Here is a 21,499-nt window from a genome sequence, read left to right as displayed (position 1 = left end):
TAGTAGTAAACTAGAGGATGCAGGGTCAGAACACTTTGATACCCTTGGTCACACCCGCGCCAGCGGAAACCGCTTATGAACCGCCACGAACGGTGCAAACATGCCGCTTAAACGCGCCGCAGCGATGTAGTCACGATAGAGGCGATGCCCCTCATAGTTGAGTTTTTGCGTGGTCAGCACGCGGCAGCGCAGATTGTCACTATGGTTTTGCGCAATCTGGACAAATACGGGCATTCCTGTGCGGTCTACGAAAACCGACGGGCACTACAACCTGCGCCATATACTCTCGCTCCGCATTCGTGAGAAAGCGCCGTGACCGGATACATTTCGGGGCAAACTGAAACGAGTGTATCCAGCAATAGGGCGTACAGTGCGACAGCAACGCTGACGTAAAGAGCGTGCGCGAGATGTGGCCTGCGTCATTCGACACGCGAAACCCAAAACCAATGGCGAGCAAGATACACAAAGAGAGCGACCTGGTACCAGCATGCAGTGAGGCTTCGTCGATCGAGAGGCAGGCGTCGGAGTGAGTTTTGTCAGGCCAAGCAAAATCCCGAAAATACAACCCAACCCCGACAAAATCACAGTGGCCAGTGGAGCGCGGCCTCGGCACGCCACGTCACCCCTCTCAAAAATTTCTCGATTTTTTCGTATTGCGTCTTGCGCAATTTTTTTTCGGAACACAGAACTTCAGACAACGGAAGGCTGACCGCGCATAGCAGTATGGCAGTAAGGTTTACGGTGTTTCCTAGCGCCCTCGGCGGTCAGGTAGCCAAAAGCGGTGACGTCGAACGGCTGCTTCCATTGCTGGAGAAGACTGAACTTGTGCCTGCTACATAGCTTTCGTTCGTAGAATCTCTAAGGACGAAGATACAAATGCGTGATAGTTCCTGATCATGGCAACGAAATCTGCGCGAAATCAAACGCCCATCCCTTACGCATTCGCCGCTATCGGTGTTCTTTTTGCTTCAATCTGTTTCGGGCTGGTTCCCTACTTTAGCCGCAGCCTGACCGAACAGGGCGTCGCACCCTATGCGGTCGCATTCTACCGCTACATTGTTGCGGCGCTTCTTCTGCTTCCTGTTCTCATCGTGCACCGAAAAGAATGGCGAGAGATCACTTGGGGTCTTTCCGCTGGCGCCGTAATGGGACTTGGTTGGATCGGGTATGTAATGGCGCTGGAGAAGTTGCCCGCATCGACAGTGGGTGTGCTTTACATGACCTATCCGGTGTTCACCTTAGTTATTGCTTGGGCTGTGTTTGGCGATGCACCCACGCGACGCGCCATGTTGGCCGCTGGTCTGATTGTGGTGGCAGCTGTCATTGCTGGCTCGCCTGCGTCAGTGGCTACAAAACACCTACCAACGCTGCTGCTATCCCTTGCCGCTCCATTTGGGTTTGGCTTCGGAATCTGCGTCCTGGTACACAGGTTGTCACGGATTGCGCCGTTGGCACGTATCGCGTCAGTTTCTCTGGGGTCTGTACTGGGCCTCGCGCCGCTTATACTTGGTGCTGAGGTTGGAGAGCTTCTCCCAAGGGAACAATCCGATTGGCTTTTCATTGTTGGTATTGGTCTGGTTACAGCTTTCGTGCCCCAGCTTATTTACACGATATGCTCACCTGTTATTGGAGCTTCCCAAACTGCGGTCGTAGGAAGCATCGAATTGCCCACGATGTTTGCCGTGGGATATCTTGCTTTTGGCGAAGCCATCACTTTTCCTCAAGCTTTTGCATGTGCCTTAGTGCTGGGCGCAATCGCGATCACAAGAAGTAGAAAGACGCGCACCGTATCTACCGTGCTCGCAAAATCGCCGAGGCGGTAGTATTGGGTTCGAAGGCGACATACGCCGGCATTAGTACAATGCCCATTTTCGGTTGGCCTGATTTGACTGGTCCAGTTTGATTGTGAGTGCATGACTGGTCTCAGGTCCATCGGGGCGAGAGTTTGCCATGCTTCTCATTTATTTCTTCTCGAAACGGTAAACGCCATCCCAATCGGCCGGAGCTTCAAACGCCAAACTGCTGCAACGTTCGACAAAGACATCTACAAGAAGCTTGTTGGCTGCGATTTCTCGATGCCTCTGTAAGGCATGTAATGCTTCAGTCCATTTTCCAGACTGATACAGGTCATAGCATGCACGCCATTCTTCGAGTTCGCGTTTTTTGGCTGCGCTCACCAAAATACCACTCTCATCATCTTTTTCCGCTACCAGTTCAAAGATGCGACTAGGAAAACTAGTCCCGGCAGGCACGACAAAGTCAATTTCGCGCAGCACAAACTTGCTCTCGACATGAACGGCCACATCCGACGATACGAGAATTCTTGTGCCGTATACTTTATTCAACCCTTCCAGTCTGGAAGCAAAGTTAACGGCAGCGCCGAGCGCAGTGTATTGCAATCTTGAGAGAGACCCGACGTTACCGACCACTACGCGACCGGAGTGTAGGCCGAAACGTGTGTGCAACGGACGTAATGGTAACGCTTCGTCACCAGAATTGAGTTTCGCCTCAGCCTGCAAACAAGCCAAAGCTGCTCGGCAAGCATGAACAGGGTGATCGATATCATCGATCGGAGCATTCCACAGAGCCATAATGGCATCGCCAATATACTTATCCACGGTACCCTGATTACTGGATATCTCTTTTTCCATCGCTTCGAAATACTCGGACAAAGCAGGCATCAGAACTTTGGGTTCAAGCCCCTCGGTTTGGCGCGTAAAGCCTTTGAGGTCAGCGAACATAAGTGTCACGTCGCGCGACTCTCCGCCAACGCTAATTCTCTCTGCTTTTGAAAGGATAGAGCGAACCAGCTCCTTCGGTACGAACGCACCGAAACTCGACAATCCAGCTTTCATACTCGCAACGGCAGCCCCGAGTTCGGCGACTTCCTGAATATTTGATTTCAGGTTCAAGTTTTCACTCAATTCAAAGTTACTGACTTTTCTCGCTTCCGTTGCCACGCGCACAAGATTTTTGCTCAACAGACGGGCGACAACAAAGGTAAATGAGACAGCCAGAACCAAAGCAAGTACGCCGATTTGCATGGCGCGAGTGGTGTTTCTTTTTATTTCTCCGATAAACTCATCTTCCGGCACTATGAGCCCGAGCGTAGGTTGGGCACCGAAGACTTCAGGGATTGGCATCACAGATGCGATATAGTTTCTTTCATCGGATGCTGGAGCTATGCGGAAAAAATCCTGCTGACTGGTTCGCCATTTATCAATGACACTGTCAATAATTTGGCTACGACCTTCAATTGACTCGTTCGTATTGGAATTCACGAAGCGCGGCTCTCCACCTTCGGACCGCGTGCTGGTGTACGAAAGTAGGCGACCTTCGCGATCTAGCATGAAAACCAAACCATGATCGCCAATCCTGATATCATCTAGAATTTGCGAAAGAGCCGATATTGTGATGTCGAGCGCAACGACGCCAAGCAATTTACCTTCGTCGTCAACAACGGTTTTTGAAAACGTTGCACCTAGACGCCCTGTGCTCTCAAACTGATAAAGCGGCGAAACGTAAACGCCGCTTTGCTCCAACGCCCCGCGATACCAAGGGCGTGTTCGAGGATCGTAGACAGTGGTTCCACTAAGAAATGGTGTGGCCAACGAACGGCCATCCGACCAAAAGTAAGTCTCGACCCGCTCGCCAAATTGTTCGGAAATTATCCGTTGAACGCGATCTACTCCTTCCGGCACAGGCAAGGCGCTCGTTCCAAAAGTTTTCCAGTGTGGTGGGAGGTTTATATTCTGAAAAAAATCTCCGGATTCTTCCTCGCCAAAATACAAGCCATAGTAGTGCTCATTGCCTTGCATCTGCGAATAGAGCACGTCCAAACCTGCACTTGAGCCAGCATAGTCCGTAAATTTGGAAAGAAAGACGGATGCAGAAGATACGACACTTCCCGCTCCGCGTATCACGGTTAGCATCTCATCGACTGATTGACTTCTGGCCTCGGCCATCCGCTCTTTCGCTGTACGAATGGCGAGCTCTTTGTTGCCAAAATAAAGAATGGCAACAAGCATGGTTGTTACGGCTAACGTGAGGAACGTGAATAACGTCGCAACGCCGATATGGAGACGTACTTTCATACCCTTAATTAGTCAAAATGTAACAATAGAAGTCCAGTCGCTCATTGCCTCACAAATGAGTATCTTGAGCACTTTGTTACCTGACGACACAAAGTTCTGGCACTATTGTTCTTTCTTGGCTTCTTCGGCGCTTTTGGCTCGCCCAAACCGAACGCCACTCAAACCGAATTATTTAAAAAACAGATAGTTATTGCTTGGTGCATTCACTTTCTGAGAACAGAGCGGGACATTTTGCCAACACCGCTCTTCAAGCCTAGTCATTCCGGAAATCCGGGTGGCCGACCCGAGCTGAACCCCGAGATGAGAAAGTTGCCTCAGTCGAAAGGCGAAACCGCTGTTAAACGGTTGAACGATCCATTGTCGATGGATGAACTCTTCAATCGCATTGATGGGAACGGCGAATTTGTATCGAGAAAACTCTCTGGCACGGAACAATTCGCCTTGTTGGCTTTAGCTCAGGACCGAGCCTTCGGACGAGCAGATGGTGTCAGCATTACACATACCCACAGCGGAACTGTCAGCATAAGCGTCAATCCACCACAGCAGCTAAAAAGACATCAGAGTCCGCCTTCCAGAGAGATTGGCTCAAGAGAAGGTGATTGAGGCAATTCTTGATGACGACGAGTAGTCTCTGACCATCACGTAGCTGCTGTCAGGTTTGGAGGCTTGGGTTTGTGCCTACGGGCCATGCGCCCGCGCACGTAAGGCCCCTCGATTTGACGAAGCTGCATATCATTTTTTAGCCAATGCGACCCTTTCCAAAAAATTTGGGGGACCTGCATATATGGGTAGCATTTTCGACGCCCGAGGGTTCAGGCTTTTTCTCGGCGTTGCCAAGTATGAGGACAGCAACACCAGCGGGCCGCACATGGGGTCTCGCGTTTGTTGGCGTAGCATCTTACGCCTGCCCGGATCGGTCAAAATTGTTCAGTTCGGAGTTTCTAAAAACCATAGGGCGCTCATTCAGTTGTCGTTGAGCCTACGCACCAGTATCAGAGACTCGTCGTTGACTGAAAGTAGCTATATTGGCGGAAGGTACGACGCGCCGAACTCGTACCCCCTCATTTACAATCGCAAACCCCATTCAAGACGCGCCGCACTTACCCGCTATCGAATCTGAATGTTTGAATTATGACAGTTTGGTGAAAGAGGCGTGGGAAGTTTGCTTACGTTACGGAAGGCACGTCAATGCTATCGTGGTTGCTTGAGGGCTTCGTTGGGTGACACGCCGAACCAATTAACCCCCTCACATCCAGTCGGAAAAACCAGAACGTTCTTAAATACAAGCATGTCACCCACGGTCAAAGGATCGCATTGTGGCGAAATTGTGTCCACGATTCATTGTGGAACTTTCCGTTTCGGACCCAGAAACAAATCGTTTCGCCGTAAAACTGGGCGATACGGGGTTTCCCCAATTTCAACCAAACAGCTTTGGTGTCACAGTAAGCCAGACTACACACACCTCCACTCACTCACGGGTGAGAAAAAGGGGCTGGTCCTTACCCCCTCGACCAGCCCCTCACATCACCAAGACCCTTAAGATTTCAAGATAAAGACAGCTTTAGTGGAAATTCGTATTTTGCTGCGATCCACTCGCAGGGCGATCGAAGACGCCAAAACGCACAACCTTGTCCAACTCTGGTCTTGTGCGTAGCCTTTGGGGCCATGTGCAACCTCTACTCCAACACCATCCCAGCCACAGCAATGCGCCAACTGTTTGACGTGACCGTTGAACTCGACACGCTGGGGAATGCAGAACCATTAGCAGCCATCTACCCAAAGCACTTAGCCCCTGTGGTCAGGAAAGGCGACGAAGGTAAGCGTGAGCTGGTCTCGCTGAATTGGGGATTTCGTACGACAAAGAAGTCAAAGAAAACCGGTGCTATTATCCAACTGGGTGCCTGGAATAACGCACGTGGTGACAAGGTGCGCTCAAACGGCTTGTGGAAACAGAGCTTTGAGGAGCGGCGTTGCCTCGTTCCGGTTAGTTCGTTCTGTGAGGCCCAAGGAAGAAACCCTGCCACCTACCACTGGTTCGCCCTGAAGGGCGATGAAGACCGCCCGCCACTCGCATTTGCGGGTATGTGGCAAACCTCGCGATACCAGGGCAAGGACGGGCCCGAGGAGGTTGAAACCTACACCGTCATCACCACGACGGCCAATGAACTGGTAAAGCCCATACACCCGCAGAGAATGCCCGCTATCCTCAAGCCGGAGGACTATGAGCAATGGATGGATGGCAACGCGGATGATGTATTTGAACTGGTGAAGCTCTAAAATTCAGATGAAATGCGTATTGTTCGAGCTGGTGAGCGCGAGAAATCGGATCCCGCTGGAAAATAGCCGTGAAAATCGTGTCCCATAGGCAAACTGGCGTAGATGTCTGCAAAGAGCCCGAAGTGGAAGTTCAACTAACCTTTGGTCGCTGACATGTTTCCCGTATAGCGAACTCGGCTAGAGCAATTCCGTTCGGTCGATACTAAACTGGTCTATCGCCTTTCACGGTCACACGTCGACCTTTACGCTCTGCGGGCCAATAGTCCCAGATAGCACGATGCATACAGCACCGGTTGTCCCAAAAGGCCATGTCGTTGAGCGACCACCTGAACCGGATTTGATAGTTGATTTGCTCTGCATGCTCGAAAAGCATGTTGAGGATCGCATCGCTTTCCTTGTCTGACATGCCCAAAATCTTTGTTGTAAATGTTCGGTTCACAAAAAGCGATTTACGGCCCGTTTCCGGATGAGTCCTAACGATCGGATGCACTGCTTCGGGGCAATCAATATCGCTGTCTTTTTGTCCCCGGTCGCTATAGCGGCCTTTGTAGATATGCTCTGAACTATGAAGCGCGGATAGTCCGTTGATCATATTTTTTATCGGCTCAGAAAGATCGTCGTAGGCCGCATACATATCACTGAACATGGTGTCCCCGCCGCAGGGAGGGGCGATATGGATTTGTAGCATAGTTCCAAGGGGCGGCGTCTCGTCGCAAGAGACGTCAGAGTGCCAGAACTCACCGTTGGCTACTTTGGAATTCTTCGTTGCATGGATTTCGAATATCTCTGGATATCCTTCCATTGTCGGGGCCGCAGGGTGCGCATGAAGCGGTCCAAAACGTTTTCCAAATTCGATGTGCTGCGTAGGCGGTATTTCCTTCTGCTCTTTGAAGAACAGCACCTGGTAGGTGTGAAAGGCGTCGCAGATCTCAGCAAACTGATCGTCAGGCACAGGCTGGCTCAAATCGACTCCGTAGATCTCGACGCCAAGGTTTGGAGCGAAGGGTTTGGCAACGATGGAAGTATAGGCGTTGGATTTGGGAGCAACCATAAGCACCTCTGGGTTTGATTTCTTTGGGCATGCTATGCGCAAGGTACACACCAATAAAAATGAACAAAAACGAAATTTCTTTGACTAATTGATGAAAAACTTTCACATATCGATCACGGATTAGGCGGTAGAGAGGTTATCGGAATGAGCATTCGGTCACTGCGAACTCTAATAGCAGTTCATCGACATGGTAGCTTCCGTGCCGCGTCAGAGGCTGAGCATCTAACCCCCTCGGCGGTCAGTCACCAGATGCGGAATCTGGAGGTCACGTTGGGGCTCGAATTATTTGACCGATCATCCAAATCGCCCAAACTTACTCATACCGGGCTAACGTGCGTGGGAGAGGCTGTTGCGGTGGTGGCCGCATATGATGGTTTGGCGGAAAGGGTGAAGTCGAACAACGAACTCTTTGGTGAAATAACTTTGGGTGCCGTTCCAACGACCCTGACTGGACTAGTGCCGATTGCGCTAGCGAGACTAAAATCCGTGCATCCGGATATCCATGTACGGATTGTTCCAGGTTTGACTAATCAGCTTTTGCTACAGTTAGACCGCGGGCAGATTCAAGCGGCGATCATTTCCCGACCAGATGTTCTGCCAAACACGTTGGAATTCTCTGAAATTGTATCCGAAAAATTGGTACTGCTTGTCTCGGGAAACACCCAAGATGTACCTCCGAAAGAACTGCTTGGTGCGTCACCGTTTATTCGTTTTACGCGTGATGCGGTTGTAGGAAGGCAAATCGAGACTTGGCTGCAAAGAGAAGGCATTGAAGTCAAAGACGCTATGGAACTAGAGAGCCTTGAAGCAATCTCAAGTATGGTGGCCGCTGAACTTGGCGTTTCAATCATACCAGACAGCCGCTTAGCTGCATATGACCACTTGCGTCTTAAAAGGATCCCCCTTGAACAGAACGGACCTAGGCGCATTGTTGGTTTGGCAAGTATGACCCCATCGCCTCACACTAAAATGGTCGACGCAGTTACGGTGGCGCTATTGGAAGCAGCAGATAGCCAACGGGTTTATTCGTGAGTTGGCACTCCATTTGGTATCCACAAGATGTTTTCGAACACTTGAACTAAGAAAACTGGAAGTCAAAATTGGGCTTGGGCCAGTCACTGGCATGCAATTTGGAGAAAAACAGCTTCGAGCCTACAGAGAGCACTCATCCGATGTCGTTGTGCTGTTCTCCAAAGTATCTTTGACACTAGCCGCACGTTAAATTCAGGGATGTAGAGGCAACGTACGACCGGAAGAACAGCATTGACGCTCTTAGTTTGCATTCTAGTTCGCTGGTATCCCTTGCAAAAAGCGGACTGCCTTTGTCATCTAACATTTTAACTTTACAGTCACTTGCGGTCCAAGAGTAAGGTACCCAAGTTGCTGGTTCGTCGGTAGTGAGTGACGTTGAACCAGTTTAGTCTGTACGGCTTTAAACGCTGTCTGAGTGGGGCCTCGCGTGCGCTAAACTATCCCCACCTCGGCCTCGCGAGGTTTCAGACGCCGCTTGAGGGGTTCCCGATGAACATAGTACCAGCCATCCAACCATCGCTGTCGGACGTCTTTTTCGAGCCCGAATTGACCATGAACTTCGACGTTTTCTGCTGATGAAACGTCCAAAAAGTCCACCTAAAGAATACCAGATTCTTATGCTTCGGGAGGTTAGGAGAAAAACGAATGGCGACTCGTGGTTATTGTCTGTGTAGTTAAACAAGCTGGGTCTACCACGGTGATCAAACATGGGCATGCTTTTGCCACTGCGATGACTGCAGTAGAAATTGCGCCGCGCCGGTGGTTTCTTGGTTCGGTGTGCCGATAGAAAACTTTGAATGGACTGGTGATAAACCACGCACTTTTGAAAGCTCCAAAGTCGTTTTTAGGCACTTCTGTGGAACTTGCGGGTCACCAATTGGGTTCGAAGCCGATCACTATCCAGGTGGTATGCACCTCTATGCTGCGTCGCTCGAAAGCTCGGAAAATTTCAAACCGTCTTTTCACGTCAACAACCAAAGCAAGTTGCCTTGGTTGCGAATGACTGATGATCTCGACGCGTTTGAAGGCACATTATTACAGACCCCAAACGACCCAGACGGATACGCCTGCGGGCCGCACCACTATTGTCGAATAGCATTGTCTCGCCCCCATCCGCGTTCGCCACGTGGCAGATCAGCAGGAACAGGCGCCTTCGGCGTCTGGTCTGCAAATCAGCCCTGATTTTCCCAAAAGGAAGTCAGGATCAATGAAATCGGTTTAGGTGCTAGATGAAGGAAGTGAGGCGAAAATGGCAAGGTTCTGTCGCTGGTGGCAGAACTATGTGTCGCCTTACAGTAAAACTGTCGGGCGACTCATAGTTTTGCCATTGGCACGCGGCCAAGTCATTGATTTTGAATCAACTGGATTTTCCTCGATGCACTAGTTTTGCCTTTTGCGACTCAAAGGTTTTCCATCGCGTTGGAGCAGAGTGATATCAGCCATTGGTCTCAGGTGCAGAGAAAGCCCAGAAAGAGCCCACAGCGGAAGTCTCTGATTTTGCGCTACGTGCGCACGCAGCATGAAAATCGTTGCATCTGCTAACCTCACAATATTACGTGGCGGTGGAGAAACTGGCTATCCTGGGCAATTGGAGCATATTTGTTTCTAAGTCGCAGCGAGAAATGACGCACCTAGACGCGGATTGATGCGATGTCCGCGAAGCGGAGGTAGCTTCCTGCGGTTTCGTCGCTACGACTGGCGACATGACGGGGGTTCTTCTGCTTGACGACAGTGCCAATACAAGCCTGCCTTTCACGCCCCGCCCGTCAGCCATTCAACGACCCGACGCACCTCTGCTCGGTACGCATGGCCGTCGCGCGTTTCGACAAAATATCCATGGGTTGGGGAGATATCCTCGTCAAATAGGCGGACCACACGACCTTCAGCAAGATCCTGGTCAATAAGCGGCGGCCAGCCGATCACCACGCCCTGTCCATCAGCAGCACCCCTTAGCAAAGTATTGGCGTCCTGAAAAATTGGTCCCCGCAGAGGCGAGTCGACCGCGACATTCATCGCCGCAAACCAATCTAGCCACCCCCAGTGATTTCTTTGATGCAGCAGCGGCAAGCGCTTCAAATCGTCAGGATGGCAAATGCCGGGATGCGCCTCGATGAAGGCCTTGGATGCAATGGCTGCAGGGCTCAACTCTAGCAGTTTGGTTGCCTTAGGGTCCGATCCTTCGATGCGGTCCCATCGGATGACGATATCGACGGTCTCGTTGGCAAAGGCACCTGGTTCGATGGATGGCAGAAATTCGAGTTCTATATTTGGGTGAGCTTGCCAGAATTCGCTCATCCTTGGCATCAGCCAACGTGCCGTGAAAATTGGCCCCACAGCCAGACGCACGACCTTGCGCGTACCACGGTGGAGCGTTCGAACGGCATCATCAAGTATCCCGAATGCCTGGCCTGTGGCCTTTGCCAATCTTGCGCCATCCTCGGTCAGAGCGACATCCCGTCCGTTGCGCACAAAAAGTTTGGTGCCCAACTGATCTTCAAGACCGCGGACGTGGTGGCTGATTGCGGTCGCAGTCACCGACAAATGCTCAGCCGCCGCTCGAAAACTGCCGTGCTGAGCAGCAGCGTCAAAGGCACGGAGGGCTGGTAACGAAGGTTTCATGACAATCATTCATTAGTTTTACTCATCCTTTGATGAGAAAGGCGCCTTTGTAAACTATACTTCTAGCTGCGAATGTTCAGTCGAGGAAACACAATACTCATGAGTTCATGGTTGAAGCCCGCCGCCGCCGAGGTCGCAAAGACCGCTTAAAGCAACCCACCGAGGACGAGGTGATTCACCCCGTGTGGCCCGGTGTCCTTGGTGGACGCCTAAAACCGTTGTTGCCGGATGAAGTGAAGCTGGTTGAAGAAGCGGCGTTTTCGCTATTGGCGACGCTAGGCCTGAGCCAAGCCATTCCGTCGATGATCGAAAAAGTCACCGAAGCCGGGGGGGGCTACACCAAGGAAGGGAGGTTGCTCTTTCCTGAAAAGCTCGTCCGATGGGCGATTGATGGGGCGCAGCATGGATTTACACTCTGTGGGCAAACGCCCGAACGCGATCTGAAAATCGAAGGGACTCGGGTCCATATGTCCACGGGCGGTGCGGCCCCCGGTGTGTTTGATCTGGACACGCATGCTTACCGCGACAGCACCTTGCAAGACCTTTACGATGCCGCCCGCATCGTGGACCGGATGGACAATATCCATCATTTCAGCCGGTCCGTTGTCGCACGCGACATTGAAGATAACGCGGCGATGGATCTCAACACGGCTTACGCCTGTTTGGCTGGGACGACCAAACATGTCTCGATCTCGATCACCGAGCCGCAGAATGTGCAGGCTATCGCAGACCTCTGCTATGCCATCGCCGGAAGCGAACAAGCCTTCCGCGAACGCCCCTTTATGACGGTCATGGTCTGTCATGTAGTGCCACCGATGCGCTTTGCCGAAGAAGCCTGCGAGGTGCTGGAACGTGCGGTACTGGCGGGCTTTCCCGTTCAGCTTATCAGCGCGGGTCAGGCTGGCGCGACCAGCCCTGCCACTGTCGCCGGTTCTCTTGTGCAGGCCGTGGCCGAGACCTTGGCGGGACTGGTCTTCGCGCGGTTGGTGGCTTCGGATGTCAAAGCGATCTTTGCACCCAAGCCACTCGTCGCGGATTTACGCACGGGCTCCATGAGCGGTGGCGGCGGTGAACAAGCCATTCTGATGGCAGGCGCGGCACAGATGGGACGGCATTGGAATTTGCCAACCAGTTCGATTGCCGGGATCACCGATGCCAAATGCCTCGATGCGCAATACGGAGCCGAGAAATCCCTTGCGGTGGCGATGGCAGCCCATGCCGGGTCCAATATTGTCACTCAGGCGGCGGGTATGATGTCGAGCCTGCTGGGCGTTAGCCACGCTGCCTATGTCAGTGACAACGATCTTCTGGGAAATCTCCTGCGTACAATTCGAGGGATTGAGGCGACTCCGGAAAACATCGCAGCAGATGTCATCAAGGCCGTTTGCGAAGGGCCGGGGCATTACCTGGGTGAGCATCACACCTTCGGACGGATGAAATCGGACTATTTCTACCCCGAGATCGGTGACCGCCGGACGCCCCGCGAATGGGAGGAGGATGGCGCCAAGCCCATCGGGGATGTTGCGCGCGAGAAAACCCGCGAGATTCTGCGCAGCCACTTTCCGAAGCATATCTCTGATACATTGGACAATAAATTGCGTGCGAGCTTTGACATCCGCCTAACGCGGGCCGGATCTGGGCGGTCAGAATGAGTAATCTCCGCCTTAGCGAACAGGCCCGCGCGGCCCTCCCCTGTGGGGTCAGCCACGAACTGCGCTATCGTGTCCCGCATCCGATTTACATCGACAAGGCGCTGGGTGCTGAAAAGTGGGATATCGAAGGGCGCCGCTATATTGACTTCAAGATGGGTTCGGCCGCCCAATTGCTGGGCCACAGCCACCCTGCTGTGGTCGATGCACTGCAAAAGCAAGCCGAACGGGCGATCTTTGCCGCCGATTGCCATGCGTTCGAGATCGAGTGGGCCGACTGGATCAACCGGCTTTACCCCTCGGCCGAACGCACCCGCTTTACCGCCTCGGGAAGCGAGGCCACGATGTTGGCATTGCGATTGGGGCGAGCCTATTCGGGCAAAGATCATGTGCTGCGGATTGATGGCCATTACCACGGCTGGCATGACCACGCGCTAAAGGGAACCAAACCGGGCAGCAACGCGCCGCCGTCACTGGGTGTGCCGGTACCCGTCACCGAACTGGTGCAGGTCTGCGCTGCCGATCCCGATGCGATGGCCAAAGCGCTGGAAGATGACCGGATTGGCACTGTGATATTCGAGGCCTCCGGTGCCAACTACGGCTCTGTGCCACTCGCCACCGAAACCCTGAAGGCGCTGCACGATGTGGCCCGTGCTGCAGGCGTGGTGCTGATCTTTGACGAGATTATCACCGGCTTCCGCTGGTCCCCCGGTGGGCGGCAGGCGCGGGACGGGGTCGTGCCCGATCTGACCACGCTAGCCAAGATTGCTACGGGCGGTCTGCCCGGTGGCGCGGTCTGTGGTCGTACGGACATCATGGAGTTGATGAACAACGCCACCGAACGCGACGGGATCGCCCCGGCGGTCAGCCACAAGGGCACGTTCAACGCCTCCCCCCTAATCGCAGCGGCTGCGTGTGCAGCCATGCCTTACCTCGCCGATGGAGCGGCGCAGGACCACGCGGACGCGATGGCCAGACGCATGCGCGACGGGATGAACGCCCGGATGGCGGAACAGGGCGTCAAGGGGCTAGCCTATGGCGATAGCTCGATCATCCATGTCTATTTCGGGCAGGACACGCTTGACGGGCTCAGCCCCATGCAAATCCGAGGCCTGTCCAAAGCGGTGGTCAGCGGCTATCGGGACGGCATGCTTTCGCATGGGGTGGACATCATGTCCTATACCTCGGGTCTGACATCAGCCGCACATACCCCGGACCTGATTGACGAAGCGCTTGAGGCCTTTGCCAAGACCCTCACGGACATGACACGCGAGGGAATACTGACATGAACCTCCCCTCTCAGGCCCGCACCGTGATCATAGGTGGTGGTGTAATTGGTTGTTCGATTGCCTATCATCTGGCCCGCGAGGGTCGGAAAGACATCGTGCTGCTGGAACGCTCCAAGCTGACCTCGGGTACCACCTGGCATGCGGCTGGTCTGGTGCGGCGACTGCGGCCTTCAGCGACGCTGACGAAACTGATCAACTATTCCATCGACCTTTATGGCGAGTTGGAAGTCGAGACTGGACAGGCCACAGGCTGGACGCAGACCGGATCGCTGACGCTGGCCACTAATCCCGACCGTCTGACAAACATCAAACGTCAGGTCTCGCTAGGTCGGGCTTTTGGACTTGAGGCCGAAGTGGTCGATGCTGCGCGCGCGAAAGAGCTTTGGCCGCTGATTGAAACCGACGATGTGATCGGAGCGGTCTGGTCGCCTGCTGATGGGCGGGTGAATCCGTCGGATGTGGCGCTGGCCCTGTCCAAGGGCGCCCGGGCGCGGGGTGTGCAGATATGCGAGGATACGCGCGTCACGGGCCTTCAAAAGAAAGGCGGGCGCATTTCGGGTGTTGAGATCGGCGCGGATTTGATCGAAGCCGACGAGGTGGTGATTGCCTCTGGCCTATGGTCGCGCGAGGTGGCAGCGATGGCGGGTGCGCACATGCCGCTTTATGCCTGCGAACATTTCTACATCCTGACCAAACCGCTGGCCGAAGTGCAGGCCCTGGGCAAAGGCTCGCATCTGCCCACACTGAACGATCAGGATGCCTACCTTTATGCCCGCGATGACGTTGAAGGGCTGCTGGTCGGCTCATTTGAGCCACACGCCAAGGGCATCTCGACTAAAGACCTGCCCGCCGACTTTTCATTTGATCTGCTCGACGAGGATTGGGACCATTTCATGCCTATGATGGAAAACGCCCTGCGGCGCATCCCGGCGCTTGAGAAAGCCGAAGTGCGTATGCTGCTGAACGGGCCGGAAAGCTTCACGCTCGACAGCCAGTTCATGTTGGGAGAAAGCCCCGACGTGCCCGGGCTGTTCCTGATGGGCGGCATGAACTCCACCGGGATCGCGCTTGCGGGCGGCGCGGGCAAGGCGATGGCCGAATGGATCATCGCCGGCGAACCGACAATGGAACTGAACGAGGCCGATATCCGTCGGTTCAGTCCAGAGATGAACGTGCTGGGCGCTTTAGAGGCGCGTATTCCAGAAGTGCTGGGCCGCCATTATGACAATCCTTATCCGGGGCGTTCGATGGGCACCGCACGAGGCCAGCGTCGGTCGCCGATCCATACCGGTCTGGTGGCCGCTGGCGCGCAGTTTGAAGGGCGCGGCGGCTGGGAGCGGGCGGTGCACTTTGGTGGCGCGGACGCACATCTGCCGCTGACCTTCGGTGCACCGCAATGGCGCGACACGGTGGGACACGAGGTTGCGGCCTGCCGGAGAGGGGCGGCCATTCTGGATCAATCGGCCTTTGGCAAGATCATGGTGCAGGGGCCGGATGCTTGCGTCTTCCTCAACCACCTTTGCACCGCGCAAATGGACATCGCCGAGGGGCGCATTGCCTACACTCAAATCCTGAATTCGCGCGGTGGCGTCGAAAGCGACCTGACCGTTCAGCGCCATGGGCCTGAGACCTATCTGATGATCGTCGGCGCAGGCGAGGTTGTGCGCGACATGAAACGGATGCGCGACACTAAGGGCGAATTCCGGGTCGAATTCACAGATGTCACCAGCGGCTATGCCATCATCGGCCTGGCCGGGGCAAAGGCTCGGGAGGTCTTGCAAGCCACCAGCAGCAGCCCTCTGCCCGCCATCAAACGCTTTGGCTTTGCGCCGGTTGAGATTGGCCTCGCCTGCGGCTGGGCTGGCTGGCTGAGCTTTACCGGTGAGGAAGGCTACGAACTCTACATCCCCTCCGACATGGCCATGGCCGCGCATGAGGCATTGGTTAATGCCGGAGCCACACATGCCGGGCTTTACGCCAGCGGCAGCTTACGTATCGAAAGCGGCTTTCGCGCCCTTGGCCACGAATTGACCCCCGGCACCACACCGCATGAAGCCGGGCTGGGCGCGTTCTACGCCACAGGCACCGGGTTTGTCGGGGAAGACGCGTTGAAAGATCATGTGCCCAAACGGCGCATCGTTTCTCTGCTCTTTGATGATCCAAATGCGATCCCGATACATGACGAACCGATCTACTTTGACGGGCAGGTTGTCGGGCAGATCACTTCGGCCGCGTGGAGCTACCGCTTTGACCGCTCGGTTGCACTCGCGATGATCAACGCACCACTGGACCGGCTCTCCGCCGAAGACACCGTGCCGGGGTTTGAGGTTGAAATCGCCTGCGACCGTTTCACAGCTCAAGTTTCCTTCAAACCCGCGAAGGAGGTGTTCTGATGTCAGACACGCTCCGCACCACCCGCGTTGCCATCATCGGTGGCGGGATCATGGGTGTTGCGGCCCAATACCAGCTTGCCGAAGCGGGTTGGACCGATACCATCCTGTTCGAAAAAGCCGAATTGACCAGTGGCTCGACCTGGCATGCAGCCGGGCAGATTGCCCATGCGGTGGGCAGCCGGGTCATGGGTTGGATCAACAAGACTTCGATTGACACCTACAAGAAGGTCGAACAGGAAACCGGCCAAAGCATAGGTTGGCACGAGGTTGGCGGTTTCCGCATCGCCACCACCGATGATGAGGTCGACTGGATGAAGTCGATCATGGGCGTGGGCAAATTGCTTGACCTGCCGATGGAGCTTGTCGGGCCAGAAGCTGTGGCCAAGGGCAACCCATTCTACAAGGTTGATGACGTTAAGGCAGCGATTCAGACCTTTGAAGACGGGCATATCGATCCCTCCAGCGTGGCCATGGCACTGGCCACCGCAACGCGCGCGCGAGGGGCCAAGATCGAACGACACAATCAGGTACTGGGAGCCAGTCGCAAGGGTGACATGTGGCTGCTGCGGACAGAAAAGGGGGACGTGCTGGCTGAACATGTGATTATCGCTGCGGGGTCCTATGCCAATCAGGTGGGGGAATGGTTCGGGCTGACAATCCCCTCGGTCAGTTGCTTGCACCACTATCTTGTCACCGACACGGTGCCGGAATTTCTCGACCGCCCCGAACTGCCAGTGATGCGGGACAACGCCTTTGGCGGCTACATCCGGCAGGAACAGAAATCCGGCCTGATTGGCATCTACGAAGGCCATGTCTGCCCCACTGTTTGGGAAATGCCGCAAGGCGCGCCCTGGGCGGCAGAGAATGAGCTCTTTGAGGCTGATTACGATTCCATCGGAGACTTCCTGATGGTCGCCTTAGAAAAGATGCCCATTCTCGCAGACCTCGGCATCAAGCGCGTTGTGCGCGGTGCGATCACGCATACGCCGGATGGTGGAATGCTCGTCGGCCCCTCTGGCGCGCCGAATGTCTGGCTCTCATGCGGTTCATCCATCGGGCTCGCATGGGGTGGCGGCGCGGGCAAGGTGCTGGCCGACTGGATGGTGCATGGAGAAAGCGAGATCAACACACGCGGCTTTGACCCGCGCCGGTACGGCAAATTCGCCGACGATAGTTTCATCGTGGAACGCACCAAGGACGAATTCATGCGTCGCCACGATACACCCTGCCCAGGCAAGCAATTCCACAGTCTGCGTCCCCTGAATCGGCATCCTCTTTATGATCGGCTGGCCGCCAAGGGCGCAGTCTTTGGTGAGATCGCGGGCTGGGAACGCCCGCGCTATTTCGGTGAGGTGGGTGAGGTCGAACAGATCGGCTGGGGTCACCAAAACTGGCACGAGAATGCCATCCGCGAAGCCAAGGCCACGCGAGAAGCGGCGGGTGTGATTGACCTCTGCGCCTTTGCCCAGTTCGAGATTACTGGCAAGCACGCGGGCGCGTTGCTCGACCGCCTGTCGGCCAATAAAATCCCGGCGCGCGATGGGCGGATGAGCCTGAACCACCTGCTGACAGAAGAGGGCCGGTTCGAGACCGAGATCACGATCTGGCGCATCGCCGAAGACCGCTTTTTCACCGGTTCACCCATCGCCCGGTCGAACCCGGATTTCGATTGGATCAAGAGCCATATCCGCCAGTGCGAAGACGTTCAGATGATCAACCGCTCGCAGGATTGGGGCATGCTCGCGCTATCTGGTCCAGCCTCGCGCAAGATCATGGCAGAGCTGACGGATGTGGATCTGTCAAACGCTAGTTTCCCGTGGCTCTCGGGCAAAGAAGTCGCGATAGCAGGCTTGCCCTGCTACATGCTGCGGGTGTCCTTTGTTGGTGAACTTGGTTGGGAACTGCACGCGCCGCTGGATCAAATCGGGGCGATGTACGATGCCCTGTTCGAAGCGGGCGAAAAGCATGGGCTGGTCGATCTGGGCAGCTACGCATTCAACGGCCTGCGCATGGAAAAAGCCTATCGCGCAAGCGGTGAGTTAACGACGGATATCGGCCCGTTCGATGTCGGGCTGGAACGTTTCGTCGTGACCGAGAACCGCGACTTTGTGGGCCGTACAGCGTTGATGGAGCGCGGTCCGACGTGGGAATTGCTTTATGCGGAACTGCATTCCGATGACATCGACATCCACGGCGGCGAACCCGTCCTACTAGAGGGTAAGCTCGTGGGCCTGACGACATCGGGTGGGTACGGCTATAGCATCGGCAAGTCACTTGGTTGGCTCTTTGTCCGCAAGGGCACGCCGCATGACGGGCTCAAGGTGCAGATCCTGAACCGCGAGATTGCGACGACCGTGTATCCCGATGCGCTGTTCGACCCACAGAACCTGCACCCGAGATCGGAGGCCTAGTGACCGCCATGCGCAGACATCCGCTTTCAGGAGAACAGACATGACCACGATCAATGGCGGCGAAGCCGTCTATCGCGTTTTGAAAGCCAATGGCATCGATACGGTGTTCGGCCTCTTGGGCGGCTCAATGCTCGAACTTTACGATGCGATGTACGAAGGCGGTGAGATTGCCTATGTCGGCGCCCGCGACGAACGCGCGGCAGGCCATATGGCCGATGCCTGGGCACGTACTACTGGCAAGCCGGGGGTCGTGCTGGGTGCGCAAGCCGGACCCGGTGTGGTCAATATCGTGACAGCGGTGGCCGAGGCGCAGTTGGCCTATTCGCCGCTTGTGGTGATCGCAGGGGCCATCACCCGCGCCGATCAGGCCAAGGATACGTTCCAGGAGGTCGATCAGGTCGCCCTGTTCGCCCCGATCTCCAAACGCTCCGTCATGGTCACTGATCCGGCCCGGTTGGCGCCCATGCTGGAAGACGCGATCCGGCTGGCCAACACGGGTCGACGCGGCCCTGTTGTTCTGCACGTGCCCCGCGATCTGTTTTCCGCAGATGTCCCGGCCATTGACCCCAAGCCATTGCAAATTGCCCGACCAGGCCCCGCCGCGGCGGATGATGTGGTTGCGATTGCCGAATTGGTGTCGAATGCCGAACGTCCCGTGATTTTCGCAGGCGGTGGTTTCAAATGGGGCGCTGGACGCGACGCGTTGACGACCTTGGCTGAAACGCTGGAAGTCCCCGTCGTCGCCTCGACCGGCCATGCGGATGTGATGCGCCACCGCCATGCGTGGTTCGCAGGTCAAGCCGGTCCGCGTGGCAACCGCGTCGCCTCGCGCCTGACGAAAGAGGCGGATGTGATGGTCGTGCTGGGCGCGCGCCTTGGCTTTAACTCCACCTTCCACAGCAACGATTATGTGGGGGCAGAGACCCGCATCGCCCATGTCGATATCGAAGGTTCTGCCGTGGGTCGCTATTTCCCGGCTGAGATCGCCGCGCAAGGTGATGCCCGGCTGACCGCCGAGGCGCTGACCGCTGCCGCGTCAAAGCCCAATTGCGACGCATGGCGCGACAGCTTCCGGGCAGATATGGACAGCCTTTGGGCTGAGAGGGCCGAGGAAGCCGCGATTGAGACGCTGCCGATGCACCCCCGCCGCGCGTTGGCCGAGATCCGCGATGCCCTGCCCGATAATGCCATTGTCACTCTCGACACCGGCAATACCTGTCTGCAAGCCGCCGACCGTCTGGCGCATTACGCGCCGATGTCGCTGATCACGCCGCTTGATTTCGGGCTGGTGGGCTTTGGCATGTCCGCTGCCATCGGTGCCAAGGCCGCCGCGCCCGACCGCCCGGTTGTCGCGTTGATGGGCGACGGTGCGGTTGGCTACACGATGATCGAAATCCAGACGGCCATATCGCACAAACTGCCTTTCATTCTGATCGTCCTCGACAACGAGGCATGGGGCGCGGAAAAAGCCTATCAACAGGAATTCTACGGCGGTCGCCTGCTGGGCGCTGAAATCCAATCTCCGCGCTATGACAAATTCGCCGAACTCTGCGGCGGCAAAGGTATCTGGGTCGATGGCCCAGGCGGTATGGGGCCTGCCCTGAAAGAGGCCCTAGCAAACGGTGAGACCACCGTCATTCAGGCAAAAACTGACCCCGGCGCACTGATGACCCTGCGCAAGGATCTGTTCAAAGCTCCAAAGGAGGATTGATCATATGACGACTTGGGACACTGTGATCATCGGTGCTGGAAATGCGGCCTTTTGCGCCGCACATGCGGCTCGGGAAAAAGGCGCAAGCGTTTTGATGCTGGAATGCGCCCCAGAGGCGGAGAATGGTGGCAACTCTCGATACACCGCTGGTGCGATCCGCTTTGCCTATACGGGGTCGAAGACATCCGCGCCCTTTGCCCTGACCTGAGCGAAGACCAGATCGCCATCACCGATTTTGGCACCTATACCGAAGAACAATTTTTCGACGACATGTTTCGCGTCACGCGTTTCCGCACCGACCCTGCCCTGTGCGAGCGATTGGTGCGGTCATCGAGGGAGACCATGCACTGGATGCGCGGCAAGGGCATCCGGTTTCTACCCATCTATGGGCGTCAGGCTTTTAAGGTGGATGGACGGTTCAAGTTTTGGGGCGGGCTGACACTGGAAAGCTGGGGCGGTGGTCCGGGCCTAGTTGATGCCCATACCGCGATCGCCAAAGCCTCTGGCATTGAAATCCGCTATGACACCCGCGCTGTGGAAATCCTGACAGACGGCCATGCGGTGACGGGCGTCAAGGTCCGCCACAAGGGGCAACTTGAGGACGTCAGCGCCAAATCCGTTGTCGTGGCAGCGGGTGGCTTTCAAGCCAGCCCCGAGATGCGCACCCGCTATCTGGGTCCCGGATGGGAGATGGCGCGCGTGCGAGGTTCCCGCTTTAACACCGGCGAAGGCATCAAAATGGCGATAGATATCGGTGCTTCGACCTATGGGAACTGGTCTGGCTGCCATGCTGTTGGCTGGGACTACAACGCACCCGAATTTGGAGATCTTGATGTCGGCGACGGCTTTCAGAAACACTCCTACTTGCTTGAATGACCGCTCTGCAGTCAAAGTCACCATTCAATCAAAGGTCGGGTCTATGAATTCCGGAAGCGATGCGCGTGCGCTCGTAAAGACGTGAAAGAAGTGCTCC

The 21,499-nt window shown here is 55.6% G+C and carries 15 protein-coding genes and 1 pseudogene; 12 read left to right on the top strand and 4 right to left on the bottom strand.

The window, feature by feature from the left end; genetic code table 11:
* Window positions 1–48 precede the first annotated feature (48 nt).
* Window positions 49–234: a hypothetical protein gene (locus tag ACR0J4_RS10910; protein ID WP_170642528.1), complete on the bottom strand. Its 186-nt coding sequence runs from the start codon at window positions 232–234 to the stop codon at window positions 49–51.
* A gap of 662 nt (window positions 235–896) precedes the next feature.
* Here ACR0J4_RS10910 and ACR0J4_RS10905 point away from each other — a divergent pair.
* Complete coding sequence (locus ACR0J4_RS10905) at window positions 897–1,823, top strand: DMT family transporter (RefSeq protein WP_170551939.1); 927 nt, start codon at window positions 897–899, stop codon at window positions 1,821–1,823.
* Window positions 1,824–1,961: 138 nt separating this feature from the next.
* Here the strand turns inward: ACR0J4_RS10905 and ACR0J4_RS10900 are convergent, their stop codons facing one another.
* The gene (locus ACR0J4_RS10900; RefSeq protein WP_170642527.1) at window positions 1,962–4,094 is read right to left on the bottom strand and encodes an adenylate/guanylate cyclase domain-containing protein; all 2,133 of its coding nucleotides are present in this window, start codon (window positions 4,092–4,094) and stop codon (window positions 1,962–1,964) included.
* A gap of 105 nt (window positions 4,095–4,199) precedes the next feature.
* Here ACR0J4_RS10900 and ACR0J4_RS10895 point away from each other — a divergent pair, with 105 nt between their 5' ends.
* Both ACR0J4_RS10895 and ACR0J4_RS10890 read left to right on the top strand, forming a co-directional pair.
* Window positions 4,200–4,697 (top strand): hypothetical protein, encoded by a 498-nt coding sequence (locus ACR0J4_RS10895; RefSeq protein WP_170551932.1) that lies wholly within the window; start codon window positions 4,200–4,202, stop codon window positions 4,695–4,697.
* Window positions 4,698–5,759: 1,062 nt separating this feature from the next.
* Entirely contained in the window at window positions 5,760–6,371 is a 612-nt protein-coding gene (locus ACR0J4_RS10890; protein WP_480668537.1) for an SOS response-associated peptidase, read from the top strand.
* A 202-nt stretch (window positions 6,372–6,573) separates the two neighbouring features.
* Here ACR0J4_RS10890 and ACR0J4_RS10885 read toward each other — a convergent pair whose 3' ends face one another.
* Window positions 6,574–7,422 (bottom strand): TauD/TfdA family dioxygenase, encoded by an 849-nt coding sequence (locus ACR0J4_RS10885; protein WP_170644431.1) that lies wholly within the window; start codon window positions 7,420–7,422, stop codon window positions 6,574–6,576.
* 144 nt (window positions 7,423–7,566) lie between these two features.
* Between ACR0J4_RS10885 and ACR0J4_RS10880 the strand changes: the two genes are divergently transcribed.
* Both ACR0J4_RS10880 and ACR0J4_RS10875 read left to right on the top strand, forming a co-directional pair.
* A complete protein-coding gene (locus ACR0J4_RS10880; RefSeq protein ID WP_170644434.1) occupies window positions 7,567–8,454 on the top strand; it encodes a LysR family transcriptional regulator in 888 nt (295 codons plus the stop codon).
* Between the two features lie 720 nt (window positions 8,455–9,174).
* A pseudogene (locus ACR0J4_RS10875) lies at window positions 9,175–9,636 on the top strand (GFA family protein); the annotation flags it as partial.
* A gap of 570 nt (window positions 9,637–10,206) precedes the next feature.
* On the opposite strand, the gene ACR0J4_RS10870 reads toward ACR0J4_RS10875, so the two are convergent.
* Window positions 10,207–11,073 (bottom strand): LysR substrate-binding domain-containing protein, encoded by an 867-nt coding sequence (locus tag ACR0J4_RS10870; protein WP_170644436.1) that lies wholly within the window; start codon window positions 11,071–11,073, stop codon window positions 10,207–10,209.
* Window positions 11,074–11,180: 107 nt separating this feature from the next.
* Between ACR0J4_RS10870 and ACR0J4_RS10865 the strand changes: the two genes are divergently transcribed.
* From ACR0J4_RS10865 to ACR0J4_RS10835, 7 genes are all read left to right on the top strand, one after another.
* Window positions 11,181–12,725: a trimethylamine methyltransferase family protein gene (locus tag ACR0J4_RS10865; protein ID WP_170644438.1), complete on the top strand. Its 1,545-nt coding sequence runs from the start codon at window positions 11,181–11,183 to the stop codon at window positions 12,723–12,725.
* The gene (locus tag ACR0J4_RS10860; protein WP_170747300.1) at window positions 12,722–14,011 is read left to right on the top strand and encodes an aminotransferase class III-fold pyridoxal phosphate-dependent enzyme; all 1,290 of its coding nucleotides are present in this window, start codon (window positions 12,722–12,724) and stop codon (window positions 14,009–14,011) included. The genes ACR0J4_RS10865 and ACR0J4_RS10860 overlap by 4 nt, the downstream gene beginning before the upstream one ends.
* A complete protein-coding gene (locus ACR0J4_RS10855; protein WP_170556701.1) occupies window positions 14,008–16,404 on the top strand; it encodes a GcvT family protein in 2,397 nt (798 codons plus the stop codon). The genes ACR0J4_RS10860 and ACR0J4_RS10855 overlap by 4 nt, the downstream gene beginning before the upstream one ends.
* Window positions 16,404–18,815: an FAD-dependent oxidoreductase gene (locus ACR0J4_RS10850; RefSeq protein ID WP_170644440.1), complete on the top strand. Its 2,412-nt coding sequence runs from the start codon at window positions 16,404–16,406 to the stop codon at window positions 18,813–18,815. The genes ACR0J4_RS10855 and ACR0J4_RS10850 overlap by 1 nt, the downstream gene beginning before the upstream one ends.
* A 40-nt stretch (window positions 18,816–18,855) precedes the next feature.
* Complete coding sequence (locus ACR0J4_RS10845) at window positions 18,856–20,526, top strand: thiamine pyrophosphate-binding protein (RefSeq protein ID WP_170556703.1); 1,671 nt, start codon at window positions 18,856–18,858, stop codon at window positions 20,524–20,526.
* 4 nt (window positions 20,527–20,530) lie between these two features.
* The gene (locus ACR0J4_RS10840; RefSeq protein ID WP_480668533.1) at window positions 20,531–20,734 is read left to right on the top strand and encodes an FAD-binding protein; all 204 of its coding nucleotides are present in this window, start codon (window positions 20,531–20,533) and stop codon (window positions 20,732–20,734) included.
* Window positions 20,735–20,796: 62 nt separating this feature from the next.
* Window positions 20,797–21,402, top strand: coding sequence for an FAD-binding protein (locus ACR0J4_RS10835; RefSeq protein ID WP_480668531.1), 606 nt, complete (start codon window positions 20,797–20,799; stop codon window positions 21,400–21,402).
* Window positions 21,403–21,499 lie beyond the last annotated feature (97 nt).

Source organism: Ruegeria sp. B10, assembly GCF_056539825.1.
Note: the sequence above shows the minus strand (reverse complement) of the source record. Positions and strands in the feature narration are given on the sequence as shown.

What these genes read in the sequence shown, in the direction of transcription:
- ACR0J4_RS10910 (WP_170642528.1), bottom strand. Translation starts at nt 234, where the DNA reads ATGCCCGTATTTGTCCAGATTGCGCAAAACCATAGTGACAATCTGCGC.
- ACR0J4_RS10905 (WP_170551939.1), top strand. Translation starts at nt 897, where the DNA reads ATGGCAACGAAATCTGCGCGAAATCAAACGCCCATCCCTTACGCATTC.
- ACR0J4_RS10900 (WP_170642527.1), bottom strand. Translation starts at nt 4,094, where the DNA reads ATGAAAGTACGTCTCCATATCGGCGTTGCGACGTTATTCACGTTCCTC.
- ACR0J4_RS10890 (WP_480668537.1), top strand. Translation starts at nt 5,760, where the DNA reads ATGTGCAACCTCTACTCCAACACCATCCCAGCCACAGCAATGCGCCAA.
- ACR0J4_RS10885 (WP_170644431.1), bottom strand. Translation starts at nt 7,422, where the DNA reads ATGGTTGCTCCCAAATCCAACGCCTATACTTCCATCGTTGCCAAACCC.
- ACR0J4_RS10880 (WP_170644434.1), top strand. Translation starts at nt 7,567, where the DNA reads ATGAGCATTCGGTCACTGCGAACTCTAATAGCAGTTCATCGACATGGT.
- ACR0J4_RS10870 (WP_170644436.1), bottom strand. Translation starts at nt 11,073, where the DNA reads ATGAAACCTTCGTTACCAGCCCTCCGTGCCTTTGACGCTGCTGCTCAG.
- ACR0J4_RS10865 (WP_170644438.1), top strand. Translation starts at nt 11,181, where the DNA reads ATGGTTGAAGCCCGCCGCCGCCGAGGTCGCAAAGACCGCTTAAAGCAA.
- ACR0J4_RS10860 (WP_170747300.1), top strand. Translation starts at nt 12,722, where the DNA reads ATGAGTAATCTCCGCCTTAGCGAACAGGCCCGCGCGGCCCTCCCCTGT.
- ACR0J4_RS10855 (WP_170556701.1), top strand. Translation starts at nt 14,008, where the DNA reads ATGAACCTCCCCTCTCAGGCCCGCACCGTGATCATAGGTGGTGGTGTA.
- ACR0J4_RS10850 (WP_170644440.1), top strand. Translation starts at nt 16,404, where the DNA reads ATGTCAGACACGCTCCGCACCACCCGCGTTGCCATCATCGGTGGCGGG.
- ACR0J4_RS10845 (WP_170556703.1), top strand. Translation starts at nt 18,856, where the DNA reads ATGACCACGATCAATGGCGGCGAAGCCGTCTATCGCGTTTTGAAAGCC.
- ACR0J4_RS10840 (WP_480668533.1), top strand. Translation starts at nt 20,531, where the DNA reads ATGACGACTTGGGACACTGTGATCATCGGTGCTGGAAATGCGGCCTTT.
- ACR0J4_RS10835 (WP_480668531.1), top strand. Translation starts at nt 20,797, where the DNA reads ATGTTTCGCGTCACGCGTTTCCGCACCGACCCTGCCCTGTGCGAGCGA.